Here is a 23547-nt window from a genome sequence, read left to right on the forward strand (position 1 = left end):
ACCATCAGACTGAAGTCGCAGGTCCTGCGCCTCACCCCTCCGGAGAGTCCACACCGATGCATACCGACCTCGTCGCCGCGCTCGACATCGGCGGTACCAAGATCGCCGGGGCTTTGGTGGACGGCGCCGGATCCCTTCTCGTACGGGCACAGCGTCCGACGCCCGCACAGGAGGGCGCCGAGGCGGTGATGGGTGCCGTCGGCGACGTCCTGGCCGATCTGGCGGCTTCCCCGCTGTGGCTCCGGGCCGGTGCGGTGGGTATCGGCAGCGCCGGCCCCGTGGACGCATCCGCGGGCACGGTCAGTCCGGTCAACGTCCCCGGCTGGCGCGGATTCCCACTGGTGGACCGGGTCGCCGCGGCGACGGGCGGGCTGCCCGTCACGCTCGTCGGCGACGGGGTCGCGATGACGGCGGCCGAGCACTGGCTGGGCGCCGCCCGGGGCTATGACAACGCGTTGTGCCTGGTGGTCTCCACCGGAGTCGGTGGCGGTCTCGTTCTCGGCGGAAAGCTGCACCCCGGCCCCTCGGGCAACGCGGGCCACATCGGTCACATCAGCGTCGACCTGGACGGCGACCCCTGCCCGTGCGGTGCCCGCGGTTGCGTGGAGCGCCTTGCCAGCGGGCCCAACATCGCCAGGCGGGCGCTGGAGAACGGCTGGCTCCCCGGCCCGGACGGCGACGCCACGGCGGCCGCGGTGGCCGCATCCGCGCGCGCCGGGAACCCGGTCGCCGTCGCCTCCTTCGAGCGGGCCGCCCAGGCACTCGCCGCCGGGATCGCCGCCACCGCCACGCTGACCGACATCGACATCGCGGTGATCGGCGGGGGAGTGGCCGGCGCGGGCGAGGTGCTCTTCGCGCCGCTGCGCAGGTCCCTGCGGGACTACGCCACACTCTCCTTCGTCCAGGGGCTCACGGTCACCTCAGCCGTGATGGGCACCGACGCGGGCCTGGTGGGCGCGGCGGCCGCGGCCTCGGCGGTCCGGCCCGGCAGTGTGAACGGCGTGCGGGCCGTGGCCGCGCAGTAACGCAGCACGAGGCCGGGCGGGAGGCGCGCGGGTCAGGGGGTCCGGTCGGCCGGCTGCTGGGGCACCACGACCAGGAACGCGTCACGCTCGAGATCCATCACCACCTCCGCGGGCATGCCCTCGCCGCGGCGGGCCGCGGCGAACTCCTCGGCCGGCCTGCTGCCCCGCGGCCCTCCCGCGGGAAACTGCTCAAGTACCGTGCGGTGCACCGTGTACCCCCTCGTCGTTCCAGTGGCTGTCCGCTCCAACGACGTCCGGCGGCCCTTCGTCACGGCCCGGCGACCGGCCGGGCTCGTACAGTGGGACGCGCCCGGCAGCCCTCCGGCACAACCGCGTCGTCCCGAGGTGGTTTCCGCAGCGGGGTGTTGCGGGCAAGCCACAGGGGGCTACGGAAGAGGGGGACCCGTGATCGTCTGGATCAACGGTGCGTTCAGTGCGGGCAAGACCAGCGCCGCGTGCGAACTGATCGATCTGATCCCGAACAGCACCTTCTACGACCCCGAGCTGACCGGCGGGGGACTGCGCATGCTGCTCCCGCAGAAAAAGCTCGCGGAGGTGACCGACTTCCAGGACCTGCCGATCTGGCGGCGGATGGTGGTCGACACGGCCGCGGCACTCCTCGCGGAGCTTCCCGGGGTGCTCGTGGTGCCGATGACGCTGCTGAGGCAGGACTACCGCGACGAGATCTTCGGCGGCCTCGCCTCCCGGCGCATACCGGTGCGCCATGTGCTGCTCTCTCCCGAGGAAACGATCCTGCGTGAACGGATAGCCGGGCGCGAGGAGTTCGCCGACGATCCCGAGCACAGCGAGAGAATCCGGCAGTGGGCGTACGAGCACATCGAGCCCTACCGGGCGGCGCTCGGATGGATACGCGAGGACGCTCTCACGATAGACACCAGCGCCCTCACCGCGTCCCAGACGGCGGAGCGGATCGCGGAGGCGCTGCGCACCGGCGAGGCCAAGGAGTGCGGGATAGTCCAGACCCCCGAACCGCGCGCGGAGACCGTCGCGTCGGGGGTCCTGCTCTTCGACGAGCAGGACCGGGTCCTGCTCGTCGACCCCACGTACAAACCCGGCTGGGAGTTCCCCGGCGGCGTGGTGGAGACCGGAGAGGCCCCGGCGCAGGCCGGTCTCCGGGAGGTCGCCGAGGAACTCGGGCTGCGCCTCGAGGCCGAACCGAAGCTTCTGGTGGTCGACTGGGAGGCTCCGAAGCCACCCGCGTACGGAGGGCTGCGCTTCCTGTTCGACGGGGGCCGGCTCCGCTGCGACGAGGCCTCGCGGCTGCTGCTGCCGGGGGCGGAACTGCGCGGCTGGCGATTCGTCACCGAGGACGAGGCAGCGCTCCTGCTGCCTCCGACCCGCTTCGAGCGGCTCCGCTGGGCGCTGCGCGCCCGCGAACGGTCCACCGTGCTGAACCTGGAGGCCGGTGTGCCGGTGGGCGGTTAGGTTCCCTTCGGCCGATCTTGGAGTGTGGGAGGATGCCGTCCATGACTCGCATCCGAAGGGGCCGTGCCGCGTAGAACACCAGCTTCACTTCGGTCGCGGGAACGTGGCCGGGGAGGGCCCTGGGTGCGGTACCGCGATGTCCCAGGACTGTCGGGAGCGGCGAACGCCGCCGTCCGTGTGCTCGAACGGGAGCGATTGTCTCCTGGCATCGTGGCAGTGGCGCTGAGCGTGTGGTCCGTGCGTGTCCATGGCACCGAGCGTCGGTGGAGGCAATGGGAGGCCGAGTTCACCTGCCCGTGCTGCGGAGCGGGGTGGGCCCGGGACAAGCTGCGAGACGCTCTGTACATGCTTCCGCCGAGGGCCGCCGGCGAGCTACGGGCGCGGGTGAAGCGCCTGGACATGGTGCTCCTCGGGCGAACGCATCATGAGCCGACGGCTGACCCGGAGTTGGCGTGGTGGCATCGCAGGTGCTGACGGCACCCATGTCTCCCACTGAGTCCGGCTCCTGTCCGACTGATCGGGGGATCCGGCAGAGGCCGGCCAGCAGCAGTCAGTGGCTCAGGGCGACCGGCCGGGCGGGCTACGTCGGCCTCGGTCCGGTCGCAGCACCGCTCGCCCTCCTGCTCGGCCTTCAGCAACCGCACTTCGGCCCAGGTCTCAGCCACATCTGCATGCCACGACCAACGCGAGAGCCGCTGGACACGGAGGGCGTGGGTCAGCCGGCGGCGGCCCGCAGCGGGGCCGCCGTGCCGTCGGTGAGTGGGTCACCGTGGCCGAAACAGGCGACGGAGGGGTCGAGGGCGGCCAGCCGCCGGAACGATTCCCGCGCCCGCTCGTGGTCGGTGTTGAAGACCCCCAGCATCACCTCTCCGACCGACGCCATGGAGTCCCCGGTGAACAGCACTCCGTGGCCCGGCAGATGAAGGCCGATGGAGCCGGGTGTGTGCCCGGGGGAGTGAACCACCCGGGCGCCGCCGCCGAACGGCAGCTCCTCGCCACCGGTCAGCTCGCGGTCGACCCGGGTGGGCGGCGCCTCCGGCACCGTCAGCGCGCGGGCGTACAAGGGGCGCTCCCAGTCGTGCAGGACCGGCTCCGGCGCGGGCACCTCGCCCCGGATCACCGGGGCGTCCAGCTGGTGGGCCAGAATCTCGGCGCCGTACCGCTCGGCGAGTTCCCCGGCGCCGCCGTAGTGGTCCCGGTGCCCGTGGGTGAGGACGATCCGCCGGATCCGGCCAGGGTCCAGCCCGAGCCCCCGCACCCCCTCCTCGATCGCGGACGGCGCGTGCACGTCGCCCGCGTCGACCAGGGTCAGCTCAGTGCCGTCACGCCAGAGGTACACCTGCGCGACGGGGAAGCGGAACATGTGCAGCTGCGGGATGACCTCGACGACGTCCATGTCCCGAACGTACGTACACCGGAGCGCCGGCCGCCCGGAAATCTGCTCCGGGCGACTTTCGCTCAGCGCGTACCGTCCCCCGGCGCAGGTCGGCGGCGCAGGTCGGCGGCGCAGGTCGGCGGCGCAGGTCGGCGGCGCAGGTCGGCGGCGCAGGTCGGCGGCGGGGGACTGCGGCGCCGTCCTCAGGCCTTCCTGGACTCCGCGTAGTTCCGCAGGAACAGCGCCTCGGCCACCGAGAGCCGCTCGAGCTCCTCCGGGGACACACTCTCGTTCACCGCGTGGATCTGCGCCTCGGGCTCGCTCAGACCGATGAGCAGGATCTCCGCCTCCGGGTACAGCGAGGCCAGGGTGTTGCAGAGCGGGATCGAGCCGCCCATGCCGGAGGACTGCATCTCCTCACCCGGGTAGGCGATGCGCATGGCTTCGGCCATCGAGGTGTACGCCGGGCTCGTGATGTCCGCCCTGAACGGCTGGCCCTGGCCGACCTGTTCGACGGAGACCCGGGCACCCCACGGGGCGTGCGACACGAGGTGGGCGGTCAGCAGCTTCGTCGCCTCGGCGGCGTCCTGGCCCGGCGGCACCCGCAGGCTGATCTGCGCCCGGGCGCTCGCCTGGAGCGAGGGGGTGGCGCCGACGACCGGCGGGCAGTCGATGCCGATGACGGTCACAGCCGGCCGCGCCCAGATGCGGTCGGCGACCGTACCCGCGCCGATCAGCTCCACACCGTCGAGCACCTTGGCGTCCGTGCGGAACTCGCCCTCCGGGTACTGCAGTCCGTCCCACTCCACGTCGGTCGTGAGGCCGTCGACGGTGGTCGTGCCGTCCTCGGACCGCAGGGACGCCAGCAGCTGGATCATCGCGGCCAGCGCGTCGGGGGCCGCGCCGCCGAACTGCCCGGAGTGGAGGTTCCCTTCCAATGTGTCCAGCTGCACCCGCAGCATGGTCATGCCCCGCAGCGTCGCGGTGACGGTGGGCAGGCCGACCCGGAAGTTGCCGGTGTCGCCGATGACGATCGTGTCGGCGGCCAGCAGCTCGGGGTGGGCCTCGGCGTACTGCTCGAGGCCACCGGTCCCCTGTTCCTCGGAGCCTTCCGCGATCACCTTGACCGAGACCGGGACGCCGCCGTTCGCCTTCAGGGCCCGCAGCGCGAGCAGATGCATGATGAATCCGCCCTTGCAGTCCGCCGCGCCGCGGCCGAACCAGCGGCCGTCCCGCTCGGTCAGCTCGAACGGCGGTGAGAGCCAAGCCGCCTCGTCCAGGGGAGGCTGCACGTCGTAGTGCGCGTAGAGCAGCACCGTGGGTGCGCCGGCGGGGCCGGGCAGGTACCCGTACACCGACTGGGTGCCGTCGGGGGTGTCGAGGAGGGCGACGTCCTGGAAGTCCTCCGCGCGCAGGGCGTCCGCGACCCAGCCGGCCGCCGCCTCGCACTCGCTCCTGGGGAACTGCGCGGGGTCCGCCACCGACCGGAAGGCCACCAGCTCGGCGAGCTCCGCCTTCGCACGGGGCATCAGCGAGGCGACGGTCTCGGAAATCGGCTGGGCGGTCATGGGCACGCTCCTCGTGGGTGCGACGTTAGGACTATGGCGCGGTGAGTACGCGACCGTGGGCGACGCCGTGGGTGCGACGTTGCGTGTACGACGAATTCATGGCTGATCCTCCCACAGCGGAGTTCGGCCGCGACGCGCCGTAGGATGCCGTGAGCAGCTGGGGCAACTGGTCGGATCGGGAGCAGAAGCACATCGTGAGCAGCGAGAACGCAGACGCCGGACGTGAGCCGGATGAGTCGTCGTCGGTACCGCAGGATTCCTCGGTATGGGACGTCGTCGTGGTCGGCGCGGGTCCGGCCGGAGCTTCCGCGGCGTACGCGGCAGCCGTGGCGGGCCGCCGGGTGCTGTTGCTGGAGAAGGCGGAGATCCCCCGCTACAAGACCTGCGGCGGCGGAATCATCGGGTTCTCCCGGGACTCCCTGCCGCCGGGGTTCGAACTGCCTCTGAAGGACCGCATCCACGCGGTGACCTTCTCGCTCAACGGCAAGCTGTCCCGCACCCGCCGGTCCAAGCGCATGCTCTTCGGGCTGATCAACCGCCCGGAGTTCGACGCCGGCCTGGTGGAGGAAGCCCAGAAGGCGGGCGCCGAACTGCGCACGGGCGCGTCGGTGACACGGGTCGAGCAGCACGGCCCCGCCGTGCCGGACCGGCGCACGGTCGCCGTGGTGCTGGCCGGAGGGGAGACGGTGCTCGCCCGGGCCGTCGTCGGCGCGGACGGAAGCGCCGGCCGCATAGGGGCTCACGTCGGGGTGAAGCTGGATCAGGTGGATCTCGGTCTCGAGGCGGAGATCCCGGTGCCGGAGACGGTCGCCGAGGACTGGGCCGGCCGGGTGCTCATCGACTGGGGGCCGATGCCCGGGAGTTACGGCTGGGTGTTCCCCAAGGGCGACACCCTGACCGTCGGGGTGATCTCGGCACGGGGAGACGGAGCGGGCACCAAGAGGTATCTGGAGGACTTCGTCGGCCGGCTGGGTCTCGCCGGGTTCGAGCCGAAGATCTCCTCCGGCCACCTGACCCGCTGCCGGAGCGAGGACTCGCCGTTGTCCCGAGGACGCGTGGTGGTCTGCGGCGACGCGGCCGGACTGCTGGAGCCCTGGACCCGGGAGGGCATCTCCTTCGCGCTGCGTTCCGGCCGGCTCGCCGGCGAGTGGGCGGTGCGCATCGCCGAGTCGCACGACGCGGTCGATGCCCGCAGGCAGGCACTCAACTACGCCTTCGCCATCAAGGCGGGGCTCGGTGTGGAGATGGGCGTCGGGCGGCGCATGCTCCGGCTGTTCGAGCGGCGGCCCGGTCTCCTGCACGCGATCCTGACGGGCTTCCGCCCCGCGTGGAACGCCTTCGCCGGGGTCACCCGGGGGACCACCTCTCTCGCGGAGCTGGTCCGCTCGCATCCGCTGGCTCAGCGCGCGCTCCATGTGATGGACCGCCAGGGAGCGGACCGGGTCAGCTCTCGACCGTGATCCGGAACACGGGGTGGTCGGGGCAGGCGGCGAGGAGTTCGGCGTCGGTCGACGTCGCCGTGATGCCCTGGAAGTACTGGTTGACCTCCCAGCCCCAGCGCTTCAGGTAGGCACGTACGATCCGCGCCTTCTGCTCGTCGTCCGCGATCTCGACCGCGGTGAACGTGCGGACCTTGCGGCCCACCCGCAGCTCTCCGCCGCCGGCCACCCGCATGTTGCGCACCCACTGCGAGTGGCCGCGGGCCGAGACGAGGTACTGCGTGCCCTCGTGGGTGTGGGGATTCACCGGGATGCGCTGCAACTGCCCGCTCTTGCGGCCCCGCACCGACATCTCGGCGGTACCGAGCAGGCTCAGACCGTTGCGGGCCAGGCGGCCGATGAGGCTGTTGAAGCGGACGTTGAGAGCGCTGCCCCGGAGGTAGTACGGCTGCGGCTGCTGCGACATGGCGGGCTCCTGTCATTCGGAGAGCGGTGCTCTCGCTTTAGAGCAGTGTGCACGAGTGTGTCGCTCTGAAGCAAGAGCAGTGCTCTCGTTTGTGTTCGGCGCTCCGATCGCGTGGCACACTGAACTCCATGAGCACCATCCGAGGAGCCAGGGAACGCGCCCGTGTCGAGGTCACCGCAGCGATCAAGGACGAGGCCAGGAGACAACTGGCGGCGGAAGGCGCCGCGAAGCTCTCCCTGCGTGCCGTAGCCCGTGAACTCGGCATGGTCTCGTCGGCGCTCTATCGCTACTTCCCCAGTCGCGACGACCTGCTGACAGCCCTCATCGTGGACGCCTACGACGCCGTGGGTGAGGCGGCGGAGACCGCACGGGCGACACCCGGCGGCTCGGAAGGCCCCCACACCGCCCGTTGGGCGACGGTGGCCTGCGCGGTGCGGGACTGGGCTCTGGCCCACCCCCACGAGTACGCACTGATCTACGGTTCGCCCGTCCCCGGCTACAGCGCGCCGCAGGACACCGTCGGCCCCGCGTCGCGGGTCGGCCTCGTCCTCATCGGCCTCGCACGCGACGCCCACCGCGCCGACGGCCTCGCCCTTCCCCGGCTGGACGCCGAACTGCGCCCCGAGGCCGCCCGGCTGGCGTCCGACGTCGCCCCCGACCTTCCCCCAGCGGTCGTTGCGGCCCTCGTCGCCGCGTGGGCGCAGCTCTTCGGGCTCATCTCCTTCGAGATCTTCGGCCAGTTCGAGCGCGTGGTGGAAGCGCGCGACCTCCTGTTCCGGTCCGCTGCGACCGAGCTCGGGCGTTCGGTCGGCCTGCTGGACGGCCGTACCGCCGGAACGGCAGCCACCGGCGCCTGACGCGGGCAGCTCCTGCGTGTGCTCGGGACCCGGGCCCGCCGGCCAGGAGCCTGGTGCGGTCACCGCTGGTGCCGCCCCGGAGTCGGCTGCCGGCGTGCGTGGGCACCGGGGACGGGGGCGCGGAAGAACCGGTACGGACGTGAGGTACGGATCCCCGGCCGCCTGCTGCACGGGCGCCCGGCGCGGACGTCCCGCCGACCGCTCCTGGTGGGAGGTCACGGCGGGAGGTCACGGCGGGAGGGCACGGCCGGGCGGCCGGCATGTGACCGGACCACCTGGACGCGGCGCGGCGGCCGAGGCGTAGTCGGACTCCCGGCCGGCCGGGGGCAGAGGGCGGGACGTAGTCGGGCATCCGTCCGGTCGTGTACTCCCCGGGGAGTACAGGGCGCCACCACGTCCGGCTGACGCGTGCCCCACGCCCGCGCGTCTAGCGTTGACCGTATGCATGAGCAGCGAGCGGACCTCGGCATGGTCCTCCGCCGGGACCCCGCCGGCCGACGCCGCCCGGCCGGCCACGGACCGCCCTGGTACGGACGGTTCACCCGCCGGCTCGGGCACGACGACGGCGCTCCCGGGCGGCACGGGCGCCCCGTGGGACCCGGTGACCCGGGCGGGCGAACCGGCCGGCTGCCGTGGCCGTCCACCGTGGTGCTCGGTGTGGTCGTGATGGCCGGGACGAACGTGGCCGCCCACGGCCAGGGCCGCGAACCCCTCGACCTCGCCGCCCGGCTGCTCCTGACGGCCGCGGTCGCCGTACTCCTCGTGCGCCACCGCCACCCCGTGCTCGCCGTCGCCGGCACGTCCGCCGTGACGCTGGTCTATCTCGGGCTGGGCTATCCGTACGGCCCCGTGTTCCTGGCTGTGGCCGTCGGTTGCTTCAGTGCCATCGTGTCGGGCCACCGCGCGGCGGCCTGGTGGTCGCTCGGCACGTTGTGGGCGGGGCACGTGCTGGCCGCGCACTGGCTCTACCACTGGCTGCCACCGGACGGCGACGGGCCGGCCCCCTGGGGCCAGGAGGCGTTCGTCACCGCTTGGGTCGTGGCGATCGTCGCCGCGGCGGAGCTGCTCCGGGTACGCCGTGAGCAGTGGGCGGCGGCGCGGGCCGAACGGGAGGCCGCGGAGAAGCGGCGGGCCGACGAGGAGCGACTGCGCATGGCCCGCGAACTCCACGACGTCCTGGCCCACAGCATCTCCGTCATCAACGTCCAGGCGGGGGTCGGCCTGGCCTTGCTCGACTCGGATCCCGACGAGGCCCGCACCGCTCTGACGACGATCAAGTCGGCCAGCAAGGAGGCGCTGGACGAGGTCCGGCAGGTGCTGGAGAACCTGCGGGCCCCGGGTGACGCCCCCAGGGCCCCGGCACCCGGGCTCGACCGCCTGCCCGAGCTGGTCGACCAGGCCGCGGCGGCGGGCCTCGCCGTGACCGTCGAGACCCAGGGTGACCCGCCCCGGGTCCCGCCGGGGGTCGACCTCGCGGCGTTCCGGATCGTGCAGGAGGCCCTGACCAACGTGGTGCGACACTCCGGCTCGCGTACGGCGCTCGTTCGGATCGCCCACGGGACCACACGCATCGGACTGTTGGTGGACGACGACGGGCCCGCCACGGGCGGCCACGCGGGTGGCGGCGGCAACGGACTCGTCGGCATGCGGGAGCGGGCCGCCGCGCTGGGTGGGACGATCGACGCCGGTCCACGGCCCGACGGCGGATTCCGCGTCACCGCGGAGCTGCCGCTGCGGCCCGGCGCGAGCGTCTCCACCCCGCCGGCCCAGCGGGAGACGGCCCCGGGGGGACGGGCCCCGCAGGGAAGGGCCCCCGGCAAGACGGTTTCAGGGAAGACGGTTTCAGGGAAGACGGTTCCGGGGGAGACCGGACCGGAGGAGACGGACCCGGGCAGATCCGGGGAGGCGCCGTGATCCGCGTACTGCTGGCGGACGACCAGGTGCTGGTCCGGGCCGGATTCCGGGCGCTGCTGGACGCGCAGCCCGACATCGAGGTCGCCGGCGAGGCCGCCGACGGCGCGGAGGCCGTACGCCTGGTACGCGAACTCCGTCCCGACACGGTGCTCATGGACATCCGTATGCCGAGGCTGGACGGTTTGGCCGCGACCCGTGCCATCACCGCCGACCCGGAGCTCGGTGAGGTGAAGGTGGTCATGCTCACCACCTTCGAACTCGACGAGTACGTGTTCGAGGCCATTCGTTCCGGGGCCTCCGGATTCCTGGTCAAGGACACCGAACCGGAGGAGCTCCTGCGGGCGGTGCGCGCGGTGGTCGACGGGGACGCCCTTCTCTCGCCGGGCGTGACCCGTCGGCTGATCGCCGAATTCGCCGCCCGCTCGAAGCCGCCCGCGGCGGGCACGGTCCTGGACGAGCTGACCGAACGCGAGCGCGAGGTCATGGCTCTGGTCGGCATGGGACTCTCGAACGAGGAGATCGCCCGCAGGCTCGTCGTCAGCCCCCTCACCGCCAAGACCCACGTCAGCAGGGCCATGGTCAAGCTGGGCGCCCGCGACCGCGCTCAACTCGTGGTGCTGGCCTACGAGTCCGGGCTCGTGCGACCCGGTTGGCTGGGCTGATCGAGCCGGGTGGCCACGACTCCACGGAGCGGGAAGTGCCGCGCCCGTGTGTCGTTGCGTGTACATCAGTTGCGCGCGCGAGGGCCTGACCCGCCTCTGTTAGCGTTCCGTCATGGCAGCGAAGAAGTCCGAGCGGGTGCTCGTCGAGGAGTGGCGTGCCATGCTCGCGCTGCACGCCAGGACCGTGGGCGAGCTCGATCGCGTACTGGACCGGCACGGCCTGGGGGCCAGTGACTTCGAGGTGCTGGACATCCTCGCGGAGGGCGCGGACGGCGACGGTTCCTCCTGCCTCCGCGTCCAGGAGATCTCCTCCCGGGTCCACCTCAGCCAGAGCGCGCTGTCGCGGCTCGTGGCGCGGTTGGAGAAGGACGGTCTCGTACGCCGCGCGATGTGCGCCGAGGACCGGCGCGGTGTGCGCGTGGAACTGACCGAGGCCGGCCGGAACCGCCACGCGGAGGCCCGGCCGCTCCAGCGGGAGGTCCTGTCCCGGATGCTGAACGGGACCGGCGGCTGAGGAAGGAACGGGCTCCACGCCGAACGGGCTCCACGCCACCTGCGGCGAGCCCCGAGTCCCGCACACCGAGCTACCTGGACCGAGCCAGCCGGCGAGGACGCCCCGTGTCGCGGACCGTGCCGCGCCGCGCCGCACCGTGCACCGGATGGTGCCCCGTCAGATGACGGCGGAGTTCTCGGTCCACAGCCGACCGAGCTCGCGGTCCCCCGACAGCTCGACGGACGAGAGCGGCAGGCGGTTCCACAGGGCGAGCAGGAGGTTCTCGGCGGTCCCGCTCAGCGTGCAGTCCGCCGCGCTCTCCTCCTGCCCGCGCGCCGTCACGGGAGGTTCGGCGGACAGCCTCACGGTCCACACCGCGTCCGTGTCCGTGGTTCGCACGCGCAGGGTGCGCGGCGAGTCCGTGCGCACCCTGCTCTTGGGCCGGGCGTGGAATCCGGCGAGCAGCTCGTCGATGCCGTCCACCGAGTGACGGGGTGCCACGGGTGTCAGAGCTCCGCCGCGCGCGGCCTCGGCGTCCACCCGGTGGATCCTGGTCTCGTGCGCCTGCCGGCGTGTCCAGAACGCGAGCGGTGACGGCGCGGGGAAGAACGTCCAGCACTCCAGGTCGGCGGGTGCGGCCCGGAGCGCGTCGACCAGCAGGAGGTGGCCCTCCGCGAACCAGTCCAGCAGCGCGTCGCCGTCCAGATCGGGCTCTTTGCCTTCGGGGTGGTACGTCCGGTGCCTCTCGACGACGAACGCGGTCGCCCAGCGGTGCACCGTCCCGGTGTGCCTGAGAAGATCGCGTACTCGCCAGTCCGGACACGTCGGGACCGGTGCGTCGGTCCCCGCTTCGCGGGCGGCGGAGGTGAGCGAAAGCCCCTCCGCGTCAAGGGCCGTGAGGTGCTCCGATATCTCCACGCCCGCGATTGTGCCAGAACCTCAGACGCCCTGGGGGTGTGCCGAACGACCCGTGCGAGGACCGCGCAGCAACTGGGAGAACCAGCCGAGGGCCCACGCCTGTACGAATACCGAGAGGACCAGTGCGAGATGGACGAACCAGGCGGGGACGCCCGTGTCCGGCGAGGCCAGGGAACTGCCGAGGAGGAAGGCGAACACGGTCGGCGCCGCCATGAAGAACAGCCACACCCCGGCGAACGACGCGTCCTCGTGGGGCACGAACAGAGTGTCCACCGCCACGAACGCGGCAACGGCCAGGACGAGCCCGAGATAGATCCGTGAAGCCGTGTTGCCGAAGGTGAACCGCGCCGCCGTACGCAGCCACTGCTTGTCCGTCGCCTGGTCACGCATGTCCGCTCCCCGTGGATGGTCGATGCGTCCATCGTGCGCCGGACAGGACGGCCATGCCTGAGTACGGCTACTCAATCGTTCAGGTGTTCGCCGCGTTGCGGGCTGCGTACCCCAGGACCGCCGCCGTCGCGGCGAGCACGGTCACCGTGGTGAGGGCCACCGGCAGCGAGAACCAGTCGGCGAGGAAGCCGATGACGGGCGGGCCCAGGAGCATCCCGCCGTAGCCGAGTGTGGATGCGGCCGCCACCCCGCTCGGGCCCGCCAAGGCACCTGCCCGACCCACCGCGACCGGGAATATGTTGGCCAGGCCCAGACCGGCCACGGCGAAGCCGAGCAGGGCGAGCCAGACGGCCGGGGCGAGCGCGCCGAGCAGCATGCCCGCCGCGGCCGTGGCCCCGCCCGCCACGAGGGTGCGCGTCTGCCCGAAGCGTTCGAGCAGGATGGTGCCGCTGAGCCTGCCGATGGCCATGGTCAGCGCGAACAGGGAGTATCCGGCTGCGGCGAGCCCGGGAGCCGCGTTCAGGTCCTGGCTGAGGTGCAGCGCGCCCCACTCGGCCAACGCTCCCTCGCCGTAGGCCGTGCAGAGGGCGATGACGCCGAAGAGGACCACGATGCGCCGCGCGCCGGGGCTCATCCGCCGTGGCCGTTCCGAGGTGCCGGTGTGCTGCTCCGGAGGGGGCGGCGCGGCATCCCGGCTGCCCAGCAGTACGGGCCCGACGGCAGCGGTGACGAGGAGCCCGATCCCCGTCAGGGCGAGGAGGTGCGTCGCGGGGGAGAGGCTGCCCGCGACCAGTCCGCCGAGCCCGGCGCCCGCCATGCCGCCGAGGCTGAACGCGGCGTGGAAGCTGGGCATCACAGGTCGCCGCATGGCGGTGACCAGGTCGACGGCGGCGCTGTTCATGGCGACGTTCATCCCGCCGTACGCGGCACCGAAGAGCAGGAGGACGAGGCCGAGGGTGAGAGCCGAATCCGTCTGCGCGGGGAGGGCGATGCTCAGTGACAGCAGCACCCCGCAGGCCACGGTGACGGCGTGGCTTCCGTAGCGCCGGCAGAGTCTGCCGGTGAGCATCATGGTGATCACCGCACCGGCGGAGACGCCGAGCAGCGCGAGCCCGAGGGTGGAGGCTGTGGCTCCGGTCTGGTGCTTGATGGCCGGGATACGGACCACCCAGCCTGCGAACAGGAAGCCGTCGAGGGCGAAGAACAGGGTCAGCGCGGTACGGAGCCGTACGGGCGAGGGTGGGGCGGTGTCTCCGCCAAGTCCCCCCGACAGGGCCGTCCGCAGTTTGTTTACTTGCGGCACAAAGTGAGCATAGAGGTGCTCCGGCGGCGCACGCAAGACGGCTGCCCTGATGGCCGTCCGGTGCGCGGTGCGGGATGCGGGAGCGTCGGCAACGGCTCCGGATCATGGGAGACTCGCCCCCATGAACGGCAAGTCGACCACCACGCGGACGAAGTTGGAGAGGGGCCGCAGCGCCCTCGGACCCGCTCTGGAGCTCGTGCACACCGGGCGCGCTCCCACCCGTGCCGTGCTGACCTCGGAGCTGGGTGTCACCCGCGCCACGGCCGGCGCGGTGGCCGCCGAGCTCGAAGCGCTCGGGCTCATCAAGGTCGACTCCAGCCCGGGGTCCGCGGCCGGTTCGCAGGGCCGCCCCTCGCACCGGCTGTCCGTCCGCGACAGCGGTCCGGTCGCGCTCGCCGCGCAGGTGCACTCCGACGGCTTCCGTGCGGCGCTCGTGGGGCTGGGCGGCCGGATCGTGGCCACGGCGCCCGGGTGCGTGGCCGTCATGGCCGACCCCGCGCAGGTCCTCGGGGAGGTCGTGGACGCCGGTGCCCGGCTCCTGCGCGAGAGCGGGCTGCGCTGCGTGGGCGCGGGGCTCGCCGTGCCCTCGGCCGTCGCTGAACCTGAGGGCACGGCGCTCAACCCGCTGCACCTCGACTGGCCGGCCGGCGCACCTGTGCGGGAGATCTTCTCCGCCTGCGTACGTGACGCGGGTATCGCCGGGCCGGCGTTCACCGGGAACGACGTCAACCTCGCCGCGCTCGCCGAGCACCGGCACGGCGCCGGACGTGGGGCCCAGCACCTGCTCTGCGTCGCCACCGGACACAGGGGAGTGGGCGGCGCGCTCGTGCTGGACGGCCGTCTGCACAGCGGGAGTTCGGGACTCGCCCTGGAAGTGGGGCACCTCACGGTCAACCCCGAGGGCCGCCCCTGCCACTGCGGCGGACGCGGCTGTCTCGACGTCGAGACGGACCCTCTCGCCTTCCTCACCGCGGCGCGCCGTGAGCCGGGTCCCGAGGAGTCCCTGCTCAAGCAGTCCGGTGACCTGCTGCGTGCCGAGTACGACGACCCCCGGGTACGGGCAGCCGCGGAGGAGCTCATCGACCGCCTCGGACTCGGGCTCGCCGGACTCGTCAACATCCTGAACCCGGACCGCATCATCCTCGGCGGGCTCCACCGCGACCTCCTGGAGGCGGACCCCGAACGGCTGCGCGCGGTGGTGGCCGACCGCAGCCTGTGGGGGCGAAGCGGGAGCGTGCCCATCCTCTCCTGCACGCTGGACCACAACAGCCTCGTGGGCGCCGCGGAACTCGCCTGGCAGCCCGTACTCGACGACCCGCTCGCCGCTCTGGCCTGACACCGCTCCGGGCTCGGGTCCGGGTTCGGGTCCGGGTTCGGGTCAGCGGGAGGGTGCGCCCGCCGTTCGGACCGCGGCAAGCGCGAAGGCCCGCGCCGGATTCGCGACGAGGATCGTGCGCAGCAACTCCTCGCCGAGCGACCGTTCCAGGCGAGGACGCAGTCGCCGCAGCAGGTGCGGCATGCCCGGCGTCTCCGGGACGGTCGTGTCCCCACCGAGCAGCAGCCGGTCGCCGAACCCGGCCTCCGCGAGCGCCGTGAGCTGCTCCGGCAGCCGCCAGTCGGTCGCGTGGTTGGCGCGCGACGGCCCGTCGAAGGCCAGGAACGCCCCCGCCCGCGCGGCGTCGAGGTGCGTCTCGCCCTCGGGGAACCGGCCGAGATGGCCGAGGATCACACGCTGCGGCTCCACCCCCGACTCCCCGCACAGCAGGTCGAGTACGTCCATGGCGGCCGTGCCCAGTTCCAGGTGGACGGCGATCGGAGCGCCCGTACGGTGATGTGCCCCGGCAGCCGCCCTCATGGTCCGTCCGGCGTGTTCGTCGATGCCGTGAAAGGCCCCCGCCACCTTGATCAGACCGGCCCGGATTCCCGTCGCACCGATTCCCCGCGAGATCTCCGTGACGAACAGATCCTCCAGGTCCGGCATCAGCCGGTCGAGCAACTCGGCCGGATAGTGGGCCGCTCGGTGCAGCCCGGTGGCCGCGACGATCCGGGTCCCGCACTCGCGCGAGAGAGCCGCGAGATCCTCCGGCCGCCTGCCCATGCCGTACGGGGTCCACTGGACCACGGTCCGCCCGCCGAGTTCGTGGAAGCTCCGCAGCCGCTGCCCGGCCAGTTCCCGGTCGTCCAGTTCCTGGCCCGGGAGGGCCGGGGTGCGGATGAAGAGGTGGTCATGGGCGTCGCAGACGCCCAACTCCCCTGCGGGCACGTCCCCGAGGACCGTCCGGACCCGGCTCACCACTGCCTGCCCGAGCCCAGTCGGCCGCGCTCCGGCGCGGAGAGGTGCAGTACCTCGTAGCGGTCCCCCGGACCTTCGGGAGGCTCGTGTTCCCAGAGAGTGAAGTGGAGCAGCTCCCAATGGCGTGGATCGACGGCCAGCGCCGTGGCGACCGCGCCGGGGGCGAGGGCCGACCGGCTGTTCTCCTCCAGTGCGGCCTCCACCGCATCCGCGGGACGGAGTGTCTCCGCGATCCGCTCCCGACGGCGGACGGCCGTGCGGGGGAGTGCGCCCGAGGCCGGGCCCTCCCGGAAGGAGAGGCCGGTCCAGTGCCGCACCTCCGGACGGCCGAAGTCGTCGACGACGCCCTGGAATCCGGGGCCCCAGAGGAAGGCGTTCATGCCCTCGGGGGCGGACCACAGATACAGCGGGGCGTACTGGTTGACCGGCGAGACGCCGCCGCGTTCGCGGATCAGATACGCCTTCATGCCCAGTCCGGAGAAGTCGTCGAGGAGGTGACCGCGGGTCGCCACCCGCCTCCGGATGATCTCCATGTCGTAGTCGGCGGGCAGGGTGATCTCGTACTGCATCGCATGCATCGCGTGCTCCTCGGTCGTGGTTCAGGGGCGGGCCGACCCGGACCTGCCGCGTGCCCGGTCTGCTCGGACCCGTGCGGCGCCCGGAGTTCCCGGACCTGCCGCGGAGGCCGCCCGGGTTCCCGGTGCCAGGGTGCGACTCAGGTCTGATCCGTGTGCCGGGCCAGCAGGGAGAGCAGCCCTCGGACCCCGGCGTCGAACGCGGTGGTCGAGCCGGACGCGCGAGCCAGGACATAGCCGCCCTGGACGGTTGCCACGACGGTCGCCGCGATCTCAGCGGGAACGATGCCCGGGCTGAACTCCCCGTCGTCCAGGCCCTCCTGGACGATCCCGGCGAGTCGTCCGCGCAGCCAGCCGAGCGTCTCCTCCACCGGGGCGCGCAGCGCTTCGCTCGACACCACGTCCGGATCCATCGTCAGCCGGCCCACCGGGCAGCCCCTCAGCACGTCACGTTCGCGCAGCAGGTAGGCCGAGATCCGCTCCAACGCCGTGCCGGGACCGTCCAGCAGCCGCCCGGCGGTCTCCCGCATCTCGGCGGACGTGCGCAGCACCGCGGTGAGCGCCAGATCGGACTTTCCGGCGAAGTGGTGGTACATGCTGCCCTGGCCCGCCCCCGCCCGTTGCTGGATCGCCTTGGGGCTGGTGCCGACGTAGCCGCGCTCCCACAGAAGTTCCTGGGTGGCCTCGATCAACCGGTCCGGAGTGCTCATGCCGCGACTGTACATACCAGTAGGTACAGAAATCCAGGGCGGTGCCGCGCGGAACCTGGAAACAGGCCCTGGGCGATGTCTACTCCCGCCGGTGTACGCGCACTGCCGCCGCCCGTACGACGCCCCGGCCGCCGTGCGGAGACAGGCTCATAGGTGAAGCGAATGGACGCACGAACTACTGACAGGGGAGTGACCGAGATGGACACCCTGGCGTACACCGGAGGTCCCGGGCCCTGGACCCTCTTCTTCCCGCTCGTCTGGGCGGCCGTGGCCTTCGGCGTCGTCACGCTGCTGCGGCACACCGCCCGGACCGGCCGGCGTGCTCCCTGGCGCCGGCACCACGGCGTACGCGGGGGAGCTCCGGCCGGTGAGCGGTCGCCGATCGACCTCCTGGGTCGTCGGTTCGCCGCGGGCGAGATCGACGAGGACGAGTACTGGCGCAGGCTCTCCGTCCTGGACGAGCCCTACGGCCGCTACGACAAGGACGGCCCGGCGTGACGGCGCCCCTCGCGTGACGTCGGGAGCGCGCGGACGGCGGGAGCGCCGGAGGTCGCTGGAGGCGGGGGCGGAGCGCGGAAGGGGGGCAGTAGCGCGGGGGACGGCAGGAGCGCGTCGATCCACTGGAGATCGACGCGCTCCTGTGGGTGTCCGGTGCGGTGAGCCCGCCGTCCGGTCGCAGGTGGGCGGCAGCATGCCGCTCCCGGACCGTCAGCCGACCACGGCCGATCCGGTCCGGGTCCGAACCGCGACCGGTTCCATGAGAACGCCGGGACCGGAGCCGAACGGCCCGTCGGTCGTGGACCCGTAGACCGGGAGAGGGGGGAGAGCACTGGTGAAGGAAGGCGCGGGCAAGGTGAACCAGACGACTTTCCCCGTGCCGGCGCTCGGTCGTACGCCCCAGCTCTCGCTGACCGCGGCGATCATCGCCAGTCCGCGCCCCGAAGTGGCGGACGAATCGGCATCGCACACGGTCGGCAGCCGGGGGTCGTGGTCGTGGACGGAGACCGTCAGCCGGTCGAGCAGCAGCTCGATCTCGACGGTGCACGATTTGTCCGGCTGTGCATGCCGGTGGACGTTGGTCAGCAGTTCGGTGACACCCAGCGCTGCATGGTCGATCAGAGGATCGAGATGCCAGTAGCGCAGTTGCGCCGAAATGATTCTGCGGACCTGACCGATCCGCGACGGCAGGGCCTGGAGCTCCACCGCGCAGTGCCTGCTTGGCTCGCTGATCACGGCTGCGACTCCCCGAAATAGGTCCGGAAGAAGACGAAGGAACGGATCCAGCAGATGGCTCACTGCTGTTTCTGGTCATGCGTGGTCCGCCCTGCGTGGCTCCCGGCGGGGCGCTTTCGCTGTCACCGCCGGTACACCATCAGTGACGTGTGACCAGCGTGACTCAGGGGGTTGGCGTCCGCAACTCGCGGTGTGCGCGCCGCCCCGCAGCGTCAGCCGCGTCGGCCCCCCTGTCGCTCCCCGCAGCGTCAGCCGCGTCGCCCTGTCGCTCCCCGCAGTGCGGCCAGGAACCGCCTGACCGGCACGGCGCCGCCCGGCCTGCGGTTGCGCTGGCCCATGGTCAGCCGGTACCGCACCCCGTTGATGCGCGCGATCGCGGAATCGGATGCCAGGAACCAGGGCTTCCCGGCACTCACCGTCGTCACCGGGGCGCTGGCGATCTCGCGCCCGTTGCTCGTCAGCAGCACGATCCGGCCGTCCTTGACGATCACTTGGCCGGCTCTGGTGAGCGACCGCGCCCACCGCCGGATCCTGACATCGCTCGCACTGAACTCCGCCGTCCCGTAATCGGTCGCGCTGAATTCCGTCTCGGCCATGACGACTTCGCCCCCCTTGTACCGGCTTCTGCAAGTCTGCCCCGGACGAGGCCCGCGCACCAGGCCCCCTCCGGACCGTTTCCCTCCGGCTTCGCGTCCCCGGTGTGCGGACGGGCCGGGTGGCCGGGGCCAAGGGAAGGCTATGGGCTGCCAAAGCAATCGTTTGTGCAGGTGGGGGGAATATCGTTGGTTCCCAGGAGCACCGCCGTCACCCTGAGGAGACCGCCGATGGACACCAATCAGAACAGACCTGCGGGTGGCGTCATGGAGACCCTGGACATCGACCGCAGCGACCCGGGCTACCGGGCCTGGCTCAAGGAAGCCGTACGCAAGGTCCAGGCGGACGCCAACCGTTCGGCGGACACCCACCTCCTGCGCTTCCCGTTGCCGGATCACTGGGGCATCGACCTCTACCTCAAGGACGAGTCGACCCACCCCACCGGCAGCCTCAAGCACCGGCTGGCCCGTTCGCTCTTCCTGTACGGCCTCTGCAACGGCTGGATCCGGCCGGGCAAGCCGGTCATCGAGGCCTCCAGTGGTTCCACGGCGGTCTCCGAGGCGTACTTCGCGAAACTGATCGGGGTGCCGTTCATCGCGGTGATGCCCCGGAGCACCAGCCGCGAGAAGTGCCGCCTGATCGAATTCCACGGCGGCCAGTGTCACTTCGTCGACGACGCACGCCGTCTGTACGAGGAGTCGGCGGCCCTGGCGGCCGAGACCGGCGGACATTACATGGACCAGTTCACCTACGCCGAGCGCGCCACCGACTGGCGGGGCAACAACAACATCGCCGAGTCCATCTACCAGCAGCTGAGGCTGGAGCGGTTTCCGGAACCCGCCTGGATCGTCGCGACCGCCGGTACCGGCGGCACCTCCGCGACCATCGGCCGCTACGTCCGCTACATGCAGCACGACACGCGGATCTGCGTGCCCGACCCCGAGAACTCCTGCTTCTTCGAGGGCTGGGTCCGGAACGACCCGCAGGCGACCAGTGACTGCGGCTCGCGTATCGAGGGCATCGGACGGCCGCGGATGGAGCCGAGCTTCGTGCCCGGGGCCATCGACCGGATGATGAAGGTGCCCGACGCGGCCAGCGTCGCCGCCGTACGGGTGCTGGAGCGCGCCATCGGCCGCAAGGCGGGCGGCTCGACGGGTACCGGACTGTGGAGCGCCTTCAGGCTCGTCGCCGAGATGGTGGAGAAGGGCAGCACCGGCAGTGTCGTGGCCCTGTTCTGCGACCCGGGAGACCGCTACCTCGACAAGTACTACTCCGACGAGTGGCTGGAGCGGCAGGGCCTGGACATCCGGCCGTACACCGAGACGATCGACGGTTTCCTGGCCACCGGCACCTGGCCCTGATCCGCGCGGCGCCGGGCTCCCGGGCGCCGGGACAGGCCGGGGACCGCTGATCAACGCCCTGCGTGACCGCACGGCCGGTCCGCGTCCGCGGCCGTTGTCAGTGGTGCCGCGCATGATCGGTGATCAGCGTGCCCTGGCCCCGCGTGCGCCCTACTCCTCCAACAGGACCGTCAGCACCCGGCCGAAGACCCGGCGCCCTGCGCTCGCCAGCAACGGATCGCCCCAGCCGGGCAGCAGTCTCACCCGGACTTCCTCGACCCAGATCACGTGCGATCCCGAGCCGGTCGGGCGCACGTCGATCGACGCCCGGCCGCGCACCACGGAACCCCGCTTCCGCAACTCGCACAGCCCTGCCCGGCCGGCGGCCGGCGGGGTCCACCGCACGACCTCCATCGGGTCGTCGAAGCCCAGCGGCCCCAGGCCGGTCCGTGCCACGAACACCGTGCCGGTGCGGGTGGGCAGGCCGGTGGGGACGGTGACCGACGTGAACGGAACGGTGCTGCCGTGCCGCTCCCAGTCGGTCACCCGTCGCCATGCCTCGGCGGCGGGAAGGGAAGTGAAGCGCTCGATACGGAATACGGCCACACGCCGATCCTAGGACGTCCGGCGCCCGCAGGCCGTGGAGCGGAAGGACGGCCGGGCGCGTGGGCGGCGGATCGTGCGCACGTCCGGGCGCGGGTGCCGGAGCGGGACGCGTGCCCGCAGGCAGGCGCTGCGGGCCTCCGGCACCGCGGCCCGTGGTTCGCCGGCCTCACTCCGGTCCGTTCTCGCCGCTCCGCCCGACGTCCGCCCTCGGAACGCGGCGCCAGTCCCATCGCGGGTAGCGGCCCAGCAGACCGAGGAACTCATGGGCGGGCAGGATGTCGCCGTGGTCGGTGTCGACCAGGCCGTGGAAACCGGGCAGCAGGTGCCCGAGGAGGGCACGTATCGCGTCCATGGACTGCCCCGACACGTAGAACCCCCGGGGCTCTCCGATGAGCTCCGCGATGTGCTCCAGTTCCTCCTGCTCGAAGTCCGCCAGGATTCCGCCGGTGAGATCGAGGTAGTACGAGTACTCCTGCCAGTGCAGGCGCTCGGCACCCGTCGCGGGATCCGGGAAGACCCCGAGAGCGCGTATCGGGTCCTCGAACGAGGAACTCCGCTCCGTGGGGGCGAGAACGATGACAGACGGCCAGGACACGGTGCACCTCCGCGGTGACCGTACCCGAGCGGCTCCTTCCCGGGCTTCGGCTCATCGCCGGTCGGATGCGGGTCACGTTCGGCCGGTCGTCCGCGGCGCGCCGGAGAGCGGAACCTGGAGCCTCTCCCTCTCGGGGGTCGAGAATGCGGCACCGGCCCCGTCCCAGGGGTACCGGCAGCAGGAAGCGGACCACGCGACGAAGAAGGAGCACCCCGTGACGATTCACCGGATGGACAACGTAGGCATCGTCGTCGAAGACCTGGAGGCCGCCGTCGCCTTCTTCACCGAGCTCGGCATGGAGCTGGAGGGCGAAGCGCAGATCGAGGGAATCGTGGCGGACCGGATGCTCGGCCTCGACGGGGTCCGCAGCGCCATCGCGATGATGCGCACCCCGGACGGCCACGGCAAGCTGGAGCTGACGAAGTTCCGCACTCCCGCGGCGATCCCTGCGGCATTGCCGGCCCCGCCGCCCCACACCCTGGGCCTGCACCGAGTGATGTTCGCCGTCGACGACATCGAGGACACGATCGCCCGCCTGCGTAGCCATGGCGCCGAACTTCTCGGTGAGGTGGCGCAGTACGAGAACTCCTACCGGCTCTGCAACCTCCGCGGCCCCTCGGGAATCATCGTCGCCCTGGCCGAGCAGATCAGCCAGATCCCTCCACCGGAGTCCCCCCGTGGGTGAACCACCGAACCGGAGCCGCCCACCAGGTGTCCGGGAGCTGCCCGCCAGGCGTCCGGGAAACTGCCCGCCACGCGTCCGGGGAGCTGCCCGCTAGGCGTCCGGGGAGCTGCCCGCCACCACCAGGCCGGGCAGATGTTCCTCCATCTCGCTGCGGGCGCCGTCCGGCAGGCCCGCGTCCGTGACGAACGCGTCCACCTCGTCGAGCGCCGCGAAGGAACTGAGCCCCACAGTCCCCCACTTGGTGTGGTCGGCGACCACCACGACCCGGCGGGCGGCCCGCACGAAGCGGCGGTTCGTCTCCGCCTCCGCGAGGTTGGGCGTGGAGAGACCGGCCTCCACCGAGATCCCGTGCACCCCGATGAACAGGACGTCGAAGTGGAGCGAGCCGATCGCGCGGTCCGCGACCGGGCCGACGAGCGAGTCCGAGGGCGTACGGACCCCGCCGGTGAGCACCACCGTCGCCGCCCCGGCCCGTCCGCCGCCCGACGCCGTCGGACGCTGCGCGGAGTGGAACACGTCGGCGACCCGTACCGAATTCGTCACCACCGTCAGCCCTGGGACGTCGAGGAGGTGCCGGGCCAGCGCGAACGTGGTCGTCCCACCGGACAGTGCGATGGCACTGCCGGGTACCGCCATCGCGGCGGCAGCGCGGGCGATGTCCTCCTTGGCGCTGAGCTCCAGGGTCGACTTCGCCTCGAAACCGGGCTCGTGCGTGCTCGCCTCGACGATCGGGACGGCTCCGCCGTGCACCTTCTCGATGACCCCCTGGCGCGCCAGCGCGTCCAGGTCCCGGCGGATGGTCATGTCGGAGACGCTCAGCTTGCGCGTCAGCTCGTTGACCCTGACCCCGCCACGCTTGCGCACATCGTCGAGAATGAGCGCGCGCCGCTGCTCCGCGAGCAGGTTCTGGTTCTCGCTCAACGCCGGCCCGGCCCTTCCCTCTGTCCGCACGGTCCGGCAGCGGCACTGCGGGACGCCCTCATCCTCCCACGCACACCCTCCGGCCATCCCACTGGGGAGATTCCGTGCAAGACGGTGCGCGGGGCACCCTCCTTCCGCG

General features: G+C 72.0%; 26 protein-coding genes. 11 read left to right on the forward strand and 15 right to left on the reverse strand.

Features of this window, described 5'->3' with window-relative positions; all coding sequences use genetic code 11:
- The first annotated feature begins 56 nt into the window (after nucleotides 1-56).
- Entirely contained in the window at nucleotides 57-1025 is a 969-nt protein-coding gene (locus ACFYQ6_RS22060) for an ROK family protein (protein ID WP_388764436.1), read from the forward strand.
- Nucleotides 1026-1057: 32 nt separating this feature from the next.
- On the opposite strand, the gene ACFYQ6_RS22065 is transcribed toward ACFYQ6_RS22060, so the two are convergent.
- Nucleotides 1058-1234: a hypothetical protein gene (locus ACFYQ6_RS22065; RefSeq protein WP_361582781.1), complete on the reverse strand. Its 177-nt coding sequence runs from the start codon at nucleotides 1232-1234 to the stop codon at nucleotides 1058-1060.
- A 196-nt stretch (nucleotides 1235-1430) separates the two neighbouring features.
- On the opposite strand from ACFYQ6_RS22065, the gene ACFYQ6_RS22070 reads away from it, so the two are divergent.
- A complete protein-coding gene (locus ACFYQ6_RS22070; RefSeq protein ID WP_388764438.1) occupies nucleotides 1431-2471 on the forward strand; it encodes an NUDIX domain-containing protein in 1041 nt (346 codons plus the stop codon).
- Between the two features lie 715 nt (nucleotides 2472-3186).
- Here the strand turns inward: ACFYQ6_RS22070 and ACFYQ6_RS22075 are convergent.
- Complete coding sequence (locus ACFYQ6_RS22075; protein WP_388764440.1) at nucleotides 3187-3867, reverse strand: MBL fold metallo-hydrolase; 681 nt, start codon at nucleotides 3865-3867, stop codon at nucleotides 3187-3189.
- 182 nt (nucleotides 3868-4049) lie between these two features.
- The gene (locus ACFYQ6_RS22080) at nucleotides 4050-5414 is read right to left on the reverse strand and encodes a dipeptidase (RefSeq protein WP_388764442.1); all 1365 of its coding nucleotides are present in this window, start codon (nucleotides 5412-5414) and stop codon (nucleotides 4050-4052) included.
- A 194-nt stretch (nucleotides 5415-5608) separates the two neighbouring features.
- Here ACFYQ6_RS22080 and ACFYQ6_RS22085 point away from each other — a divergent pair, with 194 nt between their 5' ends.
- The gene (locus ACFYQ6_RS22085) at nucleotides 5609-6874 is read left to right on the forward strand and encodes a geranylgeranyl reductase family protein (RefSeq protein WP_361582770.1); all 1266 of its coding nucleotides are present in this window, start codon (nucleotides 5609-5611) and stop codon (nucleotides 6872-6874) included.
- Here the strand turns inward: ACFYQ6_RS22085 and ACFYQ6_RS22090 are convergent.
- Entirely contained in the window at nucleotides 6858-7319 is a 462-nt protein-coding gene (locus ACFYQ6_RS22090) for a nitroreductase family deazaflavin-dependent oxidoreductase (RefSeq protein ID WP_388764444.1), read from the reverse strand. The two genes, ACFYQ6_RS22085 and ACFYQ6_RS22090, sit on opposite strands and share 17 nt — an antisense overlap.
- Nucleotides 7320-7447: 128 nt before the next feature.
- Between ACFYQ6_RS22090 and ACFYQ6_RS22095 the strand changes: the two genes are divergently transcribed.
- The 4 genes from ACFYQ6_RS22095 (at nucleotide 7448) to ACFYQ6_RS22110 (ending at nucleotide 11266) form a co-directional block, all read left to right on the forward strand.
- Nucleotides 7448-8176, forward strand: coding sequence for a TetR/AcrR family transcriptional regulator (locus ACFYQ6_RS22095; protein WP_361582765.1), 729 nt, complete (start codon nucleotides 7448-7450; stop codon nucleotides 8174-8176).
- A 468-nt stretch (nucleotides 8177-8644) separates the two neighbouring features.
- A complete protein-coding gene (locus ACFYQ6_RS22100) occupies nucleotides 8645-10090 on the forward strand; it encodes a sensor histidine kinase (protein ID WP_388764548.1) in 1446 nt (481 codons plus the stop codon).
- Nucleotides 10087-10752 carry a response regulator transcription factor gene (locus ACFYQ6_RS22105; RefSeq protein ID WP_361582760.1) on the forward strand — a complete coding sequence of 222 codons (666 nt, stop codon included), beginning with the start codon at nucleotides 10087-10089 and terminating at the stop codon, nucleotides 10750-10752. The genes ACFYQ6_RS22100 and ACFYQ6_RS22105 overlap by 4 nt, the downstream gene beginning before the upstream one ends.
- A gap of 112 nt (nucleotides 10753-10864) precedes the next feature.
- Nucleotides 10865-11266: a MarR family transcriptional regulator gene (locus tag ACFYQ6_RS22110; protein ID WP_361582757.1), complete on the forward strand. Its 402-nt coding sequence runs from the start codon at nucleotides 10865-10867 to the stop codon at nucleotides 11264-11266.
- Between the two features lie 156 nt (nucleotides 11267-11422).
- Here the strand turns inward: ACFYQ6_RS22110 and ACFYQ6_RS22115 are convergent, their stop codons facing one another.
- From ACFYQ6_RS22115 to ACFYQ6_RS22125, 3 genes are all read right to left on the reverse strand, one after another.
- Complete coding sequence (locus ACFYQ6_RS22115; RefSeq protein ID WP_388764447.1) at nucleotides 11423-12163, reverse strand: maleylpyruvate isomerase family mycothiol-dependent enzyme; 741 nt, start codon at nucleotides 12161-12163, stop codon at nucleotides 11423-11425.
- A gap of 21 nt (nucleotides 12164-12184) precedes the next feature.
- Complete coding sequence (locus ACFYQ6_RS22120) at nucleotides 12185-12553, reverse strand: SCO4225 family membrane protein (protein ID WP_388764449.1); 369 nt, start codon at nucleotides 12551-12553, stop codon at nucleotides 12185-12187.
- 79 nt (nucleotides 12554-12632) lie between these two features.
- Nucleotides 12633-13856 (reverse strand): MFS transporter, encoded by a 1224-nt coding sequence (locus tag ACFYQ6_RS22125; RefSeq protein ID WP_361582749.1) that lies wholly within the window; start codon nucleotides 13854-13856, stop codon nucleotides 12633-12635.
- 121 nt (nucleotides 13857-13977) lie between these two features.
- On the opposite strand from ACFYQ6_RS22125, the gene ACFYQ6_RS22130 reads away from it, so the two are divergent.
- Complete coding sequence (locus ACFYQ6_RS22130; protein ID WP_361582746.1) at nucleotides 13978-15192, forward strand: ROK family protein; 1215 nt, start codon at nucleotides 13978-13980, stop codon at nucleotides 15190-15192.
- Between the two features lie 42 nt (nucleotides 15193-15234).
- On the opposite strand, the gene ACFYQ6_RS22135 is transcribed toward ACFYQ6_RS22130, so the two are convergent.
- The 3 genes from ACFYQ6_RS22135 to ACFYQ6_RS22145 form a co-directional block, all read right to left on the reverse strand.
- The gene (locus tag ACFYQ6_RS22135; RefSeq protein WP_361582743.1) at nucleotides 15235-16149 is read right to left on the reverse strand and encodes a phosphotriesterase; all 915 of its coding nucleotides are present in this window, start codon (nucleotides 16147-16149) and stop codon (nucleotides 15235-15237) included.
- Entirely contained in the window at nucleotides 16146-16727 is a 582-nt protein-coding gene (locus ACFYQ6_RS22140; RefSeq protein WP_361582741.1) for a DUF4865 family protein, read from the reverse strand. The genes ACFYQ6_RS22135 and ACFYQ6_RS22140 overlap by 4 nt, the downstream gene beginning before the upstream one ends.
- Before the next feature lie 137 nt (nucleotides 16728-16864).
- On the reverse strand, nucleotides 16865-17434 hold the full coding sequence (locus tag ACFYQ6_RS22145; protein ID WP_388764452.1) for a TetR/AcrR family transcriptional regulator: 570 nt from the start codon (nucleotides 17432-17434) through the stop codon (nucleotides 16865-16867).
- 198 nt (nucleotides 17435-17632) lie between these two features.
- On the opposite strand from ACFYQ6_RS22145, the gene ACFYQ6_RS22150 reads away from it, so the two are divergent.
- On the forward strand, nucleotides 17633-17932 hold the full coding sequence (locus ACFYQ6_RS22150) for an SHOCT domain-containing protein (protein ID WP_361582905.1): 300 nt from the start codon (nucleotides 17633-17635) through the stop codon (nucleotides 17930-17932).
- A gap of 210 nt (nucleotides 17933-18142) precedes the next feature.
- Here ACFYQ6_RS22150 and ACFYQ6_RS22155 read toward each other — a convergent pair whose 3' ends face one another.
- Both ACFYQ6_RS22155 and ACFYQ6_RS22160 read right to left on the reverse strand, forming a co-directional pair.
- A complete protein-coding gene (locus tag ACFYQ6_RS22155) occupies nucleotides 18143-18667 on the reverse strand; it encodes an ATP-binding protein (protein WP_361582903.1) in 525 nt (174 codons plus the stop codon).
- A 248-nt stretch (nucleotides 18668-18915) separates the two neighbouring features.
- On the reverse strand, nucleotides 18916-19263 hold the full coding sequence (locus ACFYQ6_RS22160) for a hypothetical protein (RefSeq protein WP_361582735.1): 348 nt from the start codon (nucleotides 19261-19263) through the stop codon (nucleotides 18916-18918).
- A 228-nt stretch (nucleotides 19264-19491) separates the two neighbouring features.
- Here ACFYQ6_RS22160 and ACFYQ6_RS22165 point away from each other — a divergent pair, with 228 nt between their 5' ends.
- Nucleotides 19492-20622 (forward strand): PLP-dependent cysteine synthase family protein, encoded by a 1131-nt coding sequence (locus tag ACFYQ6_RS22165; protein WP_388764454.1) that lies wholly within the window; start codon nucleotides 19492-19494, stop codon nucleotides 20620-20622.
- A gap of 150 nt (nucleotides 20623-20772) precedes the next feature.
- Here ACFYQ6_RS22165 and ACFYQ6_RS22170 read toward each other — a convergent pair whose 3' ends face one another.
- Both ACFYQ6_RS22170 and ACFYQ6_RS22175 read right to left on the reverse strand, forming a co-directional pair.
- The gene (locus ACFYQ6_RS22170; RefSeq protein ID WP_361582729.1) at nucleotides 20773-21207 is read right to left on the reverse strand and encodes an SRPBCC family protein; all 435 of its coding nucleotides are present in this window, start codon (nucleotides 21205-21207) and stop codon (nucleotides 20773-20775) included.
- A gap of 166 nt (nucleotides 21208-21373) precedes the next feature.
- Nucleotides 21374-21802 (reverse strand): hypothetical protein, encoded by a 429-nt coding sequence (locus tag ACFYQ6_RS22175; protein WP_388764456.1) that lies wholly within the window; start codon nucleotides 21800-21802, stop codon nucleotides 21374-21376.
- Between the two features lie 229 nt (nucleotides 21803-22031).
- On the opposite strand from ACFYQ6_RS22175, the gene ACFYQ6_RS22180 reads away from it, so the two are divergent.
- A complete protein-coding gene (locus ACFYQ6_RS22180; RefSeq protein WP_361582900.1) occupies nucleotides 22032-22487 on the forward strand; it encodes a VOC family protein in 456 nt (151 codons plus the stop codon).
- A gap of 90 nt (nucleotides 22488-22577) precedes the next feature.
- Here the strand turns inward: ACFYQ6_RS22180 and ACFYQ6_RS22185 are convergent, their stop codons facing one another.
- Nucleotides 22578-23408: a DeoR/GlpR family DNA-binding transcription regulator gene (locus ACFYQ6_RS22185; protein WP_361582724.1), complete on the reverse strand. Its 831-nt coding sequence runs from the start codon at nucleotides 23406-23408 to the stop codon at nucleotides 22578-22580.
- Nucleotides 23409-23547: the final 139 nt, after the last annotated feature.

This window comes from Streptomyces sp. NPDC005494 (assembly GCF_042872025.1).
Classification (GTDB): domain Bacteria; phylum Actinomycetota; class Actinomycetes; order Streptomycetales; family Streptomycetaceae; genus Streptomyces.

Excerpts from the sequence above, each read along its gene's own strand:
- ACFYQ6_RS22120 (WP_388764449.1), bottom strand. The coding sequence starts at position 12,553 with ATGCGTGACCAGGCGACGGACAAGCAGTGGCTGCGTACGGCGGCGCGG.
- ACFYQ6_RS22110 (WP_361582757.1), top strand. The coding sequence starts at position 10,865 with ATGGCAGCGAAGAAGTCCGAGCGGGTGCTCGTCGAGGAGTGGCGTGCC.
- ACFYQ6_RS22075 (WP_388764440.1), bottom strand. The coding sequence starts at position 3,867 with ATGGACGTCGTCGAGGTCATCCCGCAGCTGCACATGTTCCGCTTCCCC.
- ACFYQ6_RS22060 (WP_388764436.1), top strand. The coding sequence starts at position 57 with ATGCATACCGACCTCGTCGCCGCGCTCGACATCGGCGGTACCAAGATC.
- ACFYQ6_RS22145 (WP_388764452.1), bottom strand. The coding sequence starts at position 17,434 with ATGAGCACTCCGGACCGGTTGATCGAGGCCACCCAGGAACTTCTGTGG.
- ACFYQ6_RS22095 (WP_361582765.1), top strand. The coding sequence starts at position 7,448 with ATGAGCACCATCCGAGGAGCCAGGGAACGCGCCCGTGTCGAGGTCACC.
- ACFYQ6_RS22130 (WP_361582746.1), top strand. The coding sequence starts at position 13,978 with ATGAACGGCAAGTCGACCACCACGCGGACGAAGTTGGAGAGGGGCCGC.
- ACFYQ6_RS22180 (WP_361582900.1), top strand. The coding sequence starts at position 22,032 with ATGGACAACGTAGGCATCGTCGTCGAAGACCTGGAGGCCGCCGTCGCC.
- ACFYQ6_RS22100 (WP_388764548.1), top strand. The coding sequence starts at position 8,645 with ATGGTCCTCCGCCGGGACCCCGCCGGCCGACGCCGCCCGGCCGGCCAC.
- ACFYQ6_RS22140 (WP_361582741.1), bottom strand. The coding sequence starts at position 16,727 with ATGCATGCGATGCAGTACGAGATCACCCTGCCCGCCGACTACGACATG.
- ACFYQ6_RS22165 (WP_388764454.1), top strand. The coding sequence starts at position 19,492 with ATGGACACCAATCAGAACAGACCTGCGGGTGGCGTCATGGAGACCCTG.
- ACFYQ6_RS22090 (WP_388764444.1), bottom strand. The coding sequence starts at position 7,319 with ATGTCGCAGCAGCCGCAGCCGTACTACCTCCGGGGCAGCGCTCTCAAC.
- ACFYQ6_RS22160 (WP_361582735.1), bottom strand. The coding sequence starts at position 19,263 with ATGGCCGAGACGGAATTCAGCGCGACCGATTACGGGACGGCGGAGTTC.
- ACFYQ6_RS22080 (WP_388764442.1), bottom strand. The coding sequence starts at position 5,414 with ATGACCGCCCAGCCGATTTCCGAGACCGTCGCCTCGCTGATGCCCCGT.
- ACFYQ6_RS22150 (WP_361582905.1), top strand. The coding sequence starts at position 17,633 with ATGGACACCCTGGCGTACACCGGAGGTCCCGGGCCCTGGACCCTCTTC.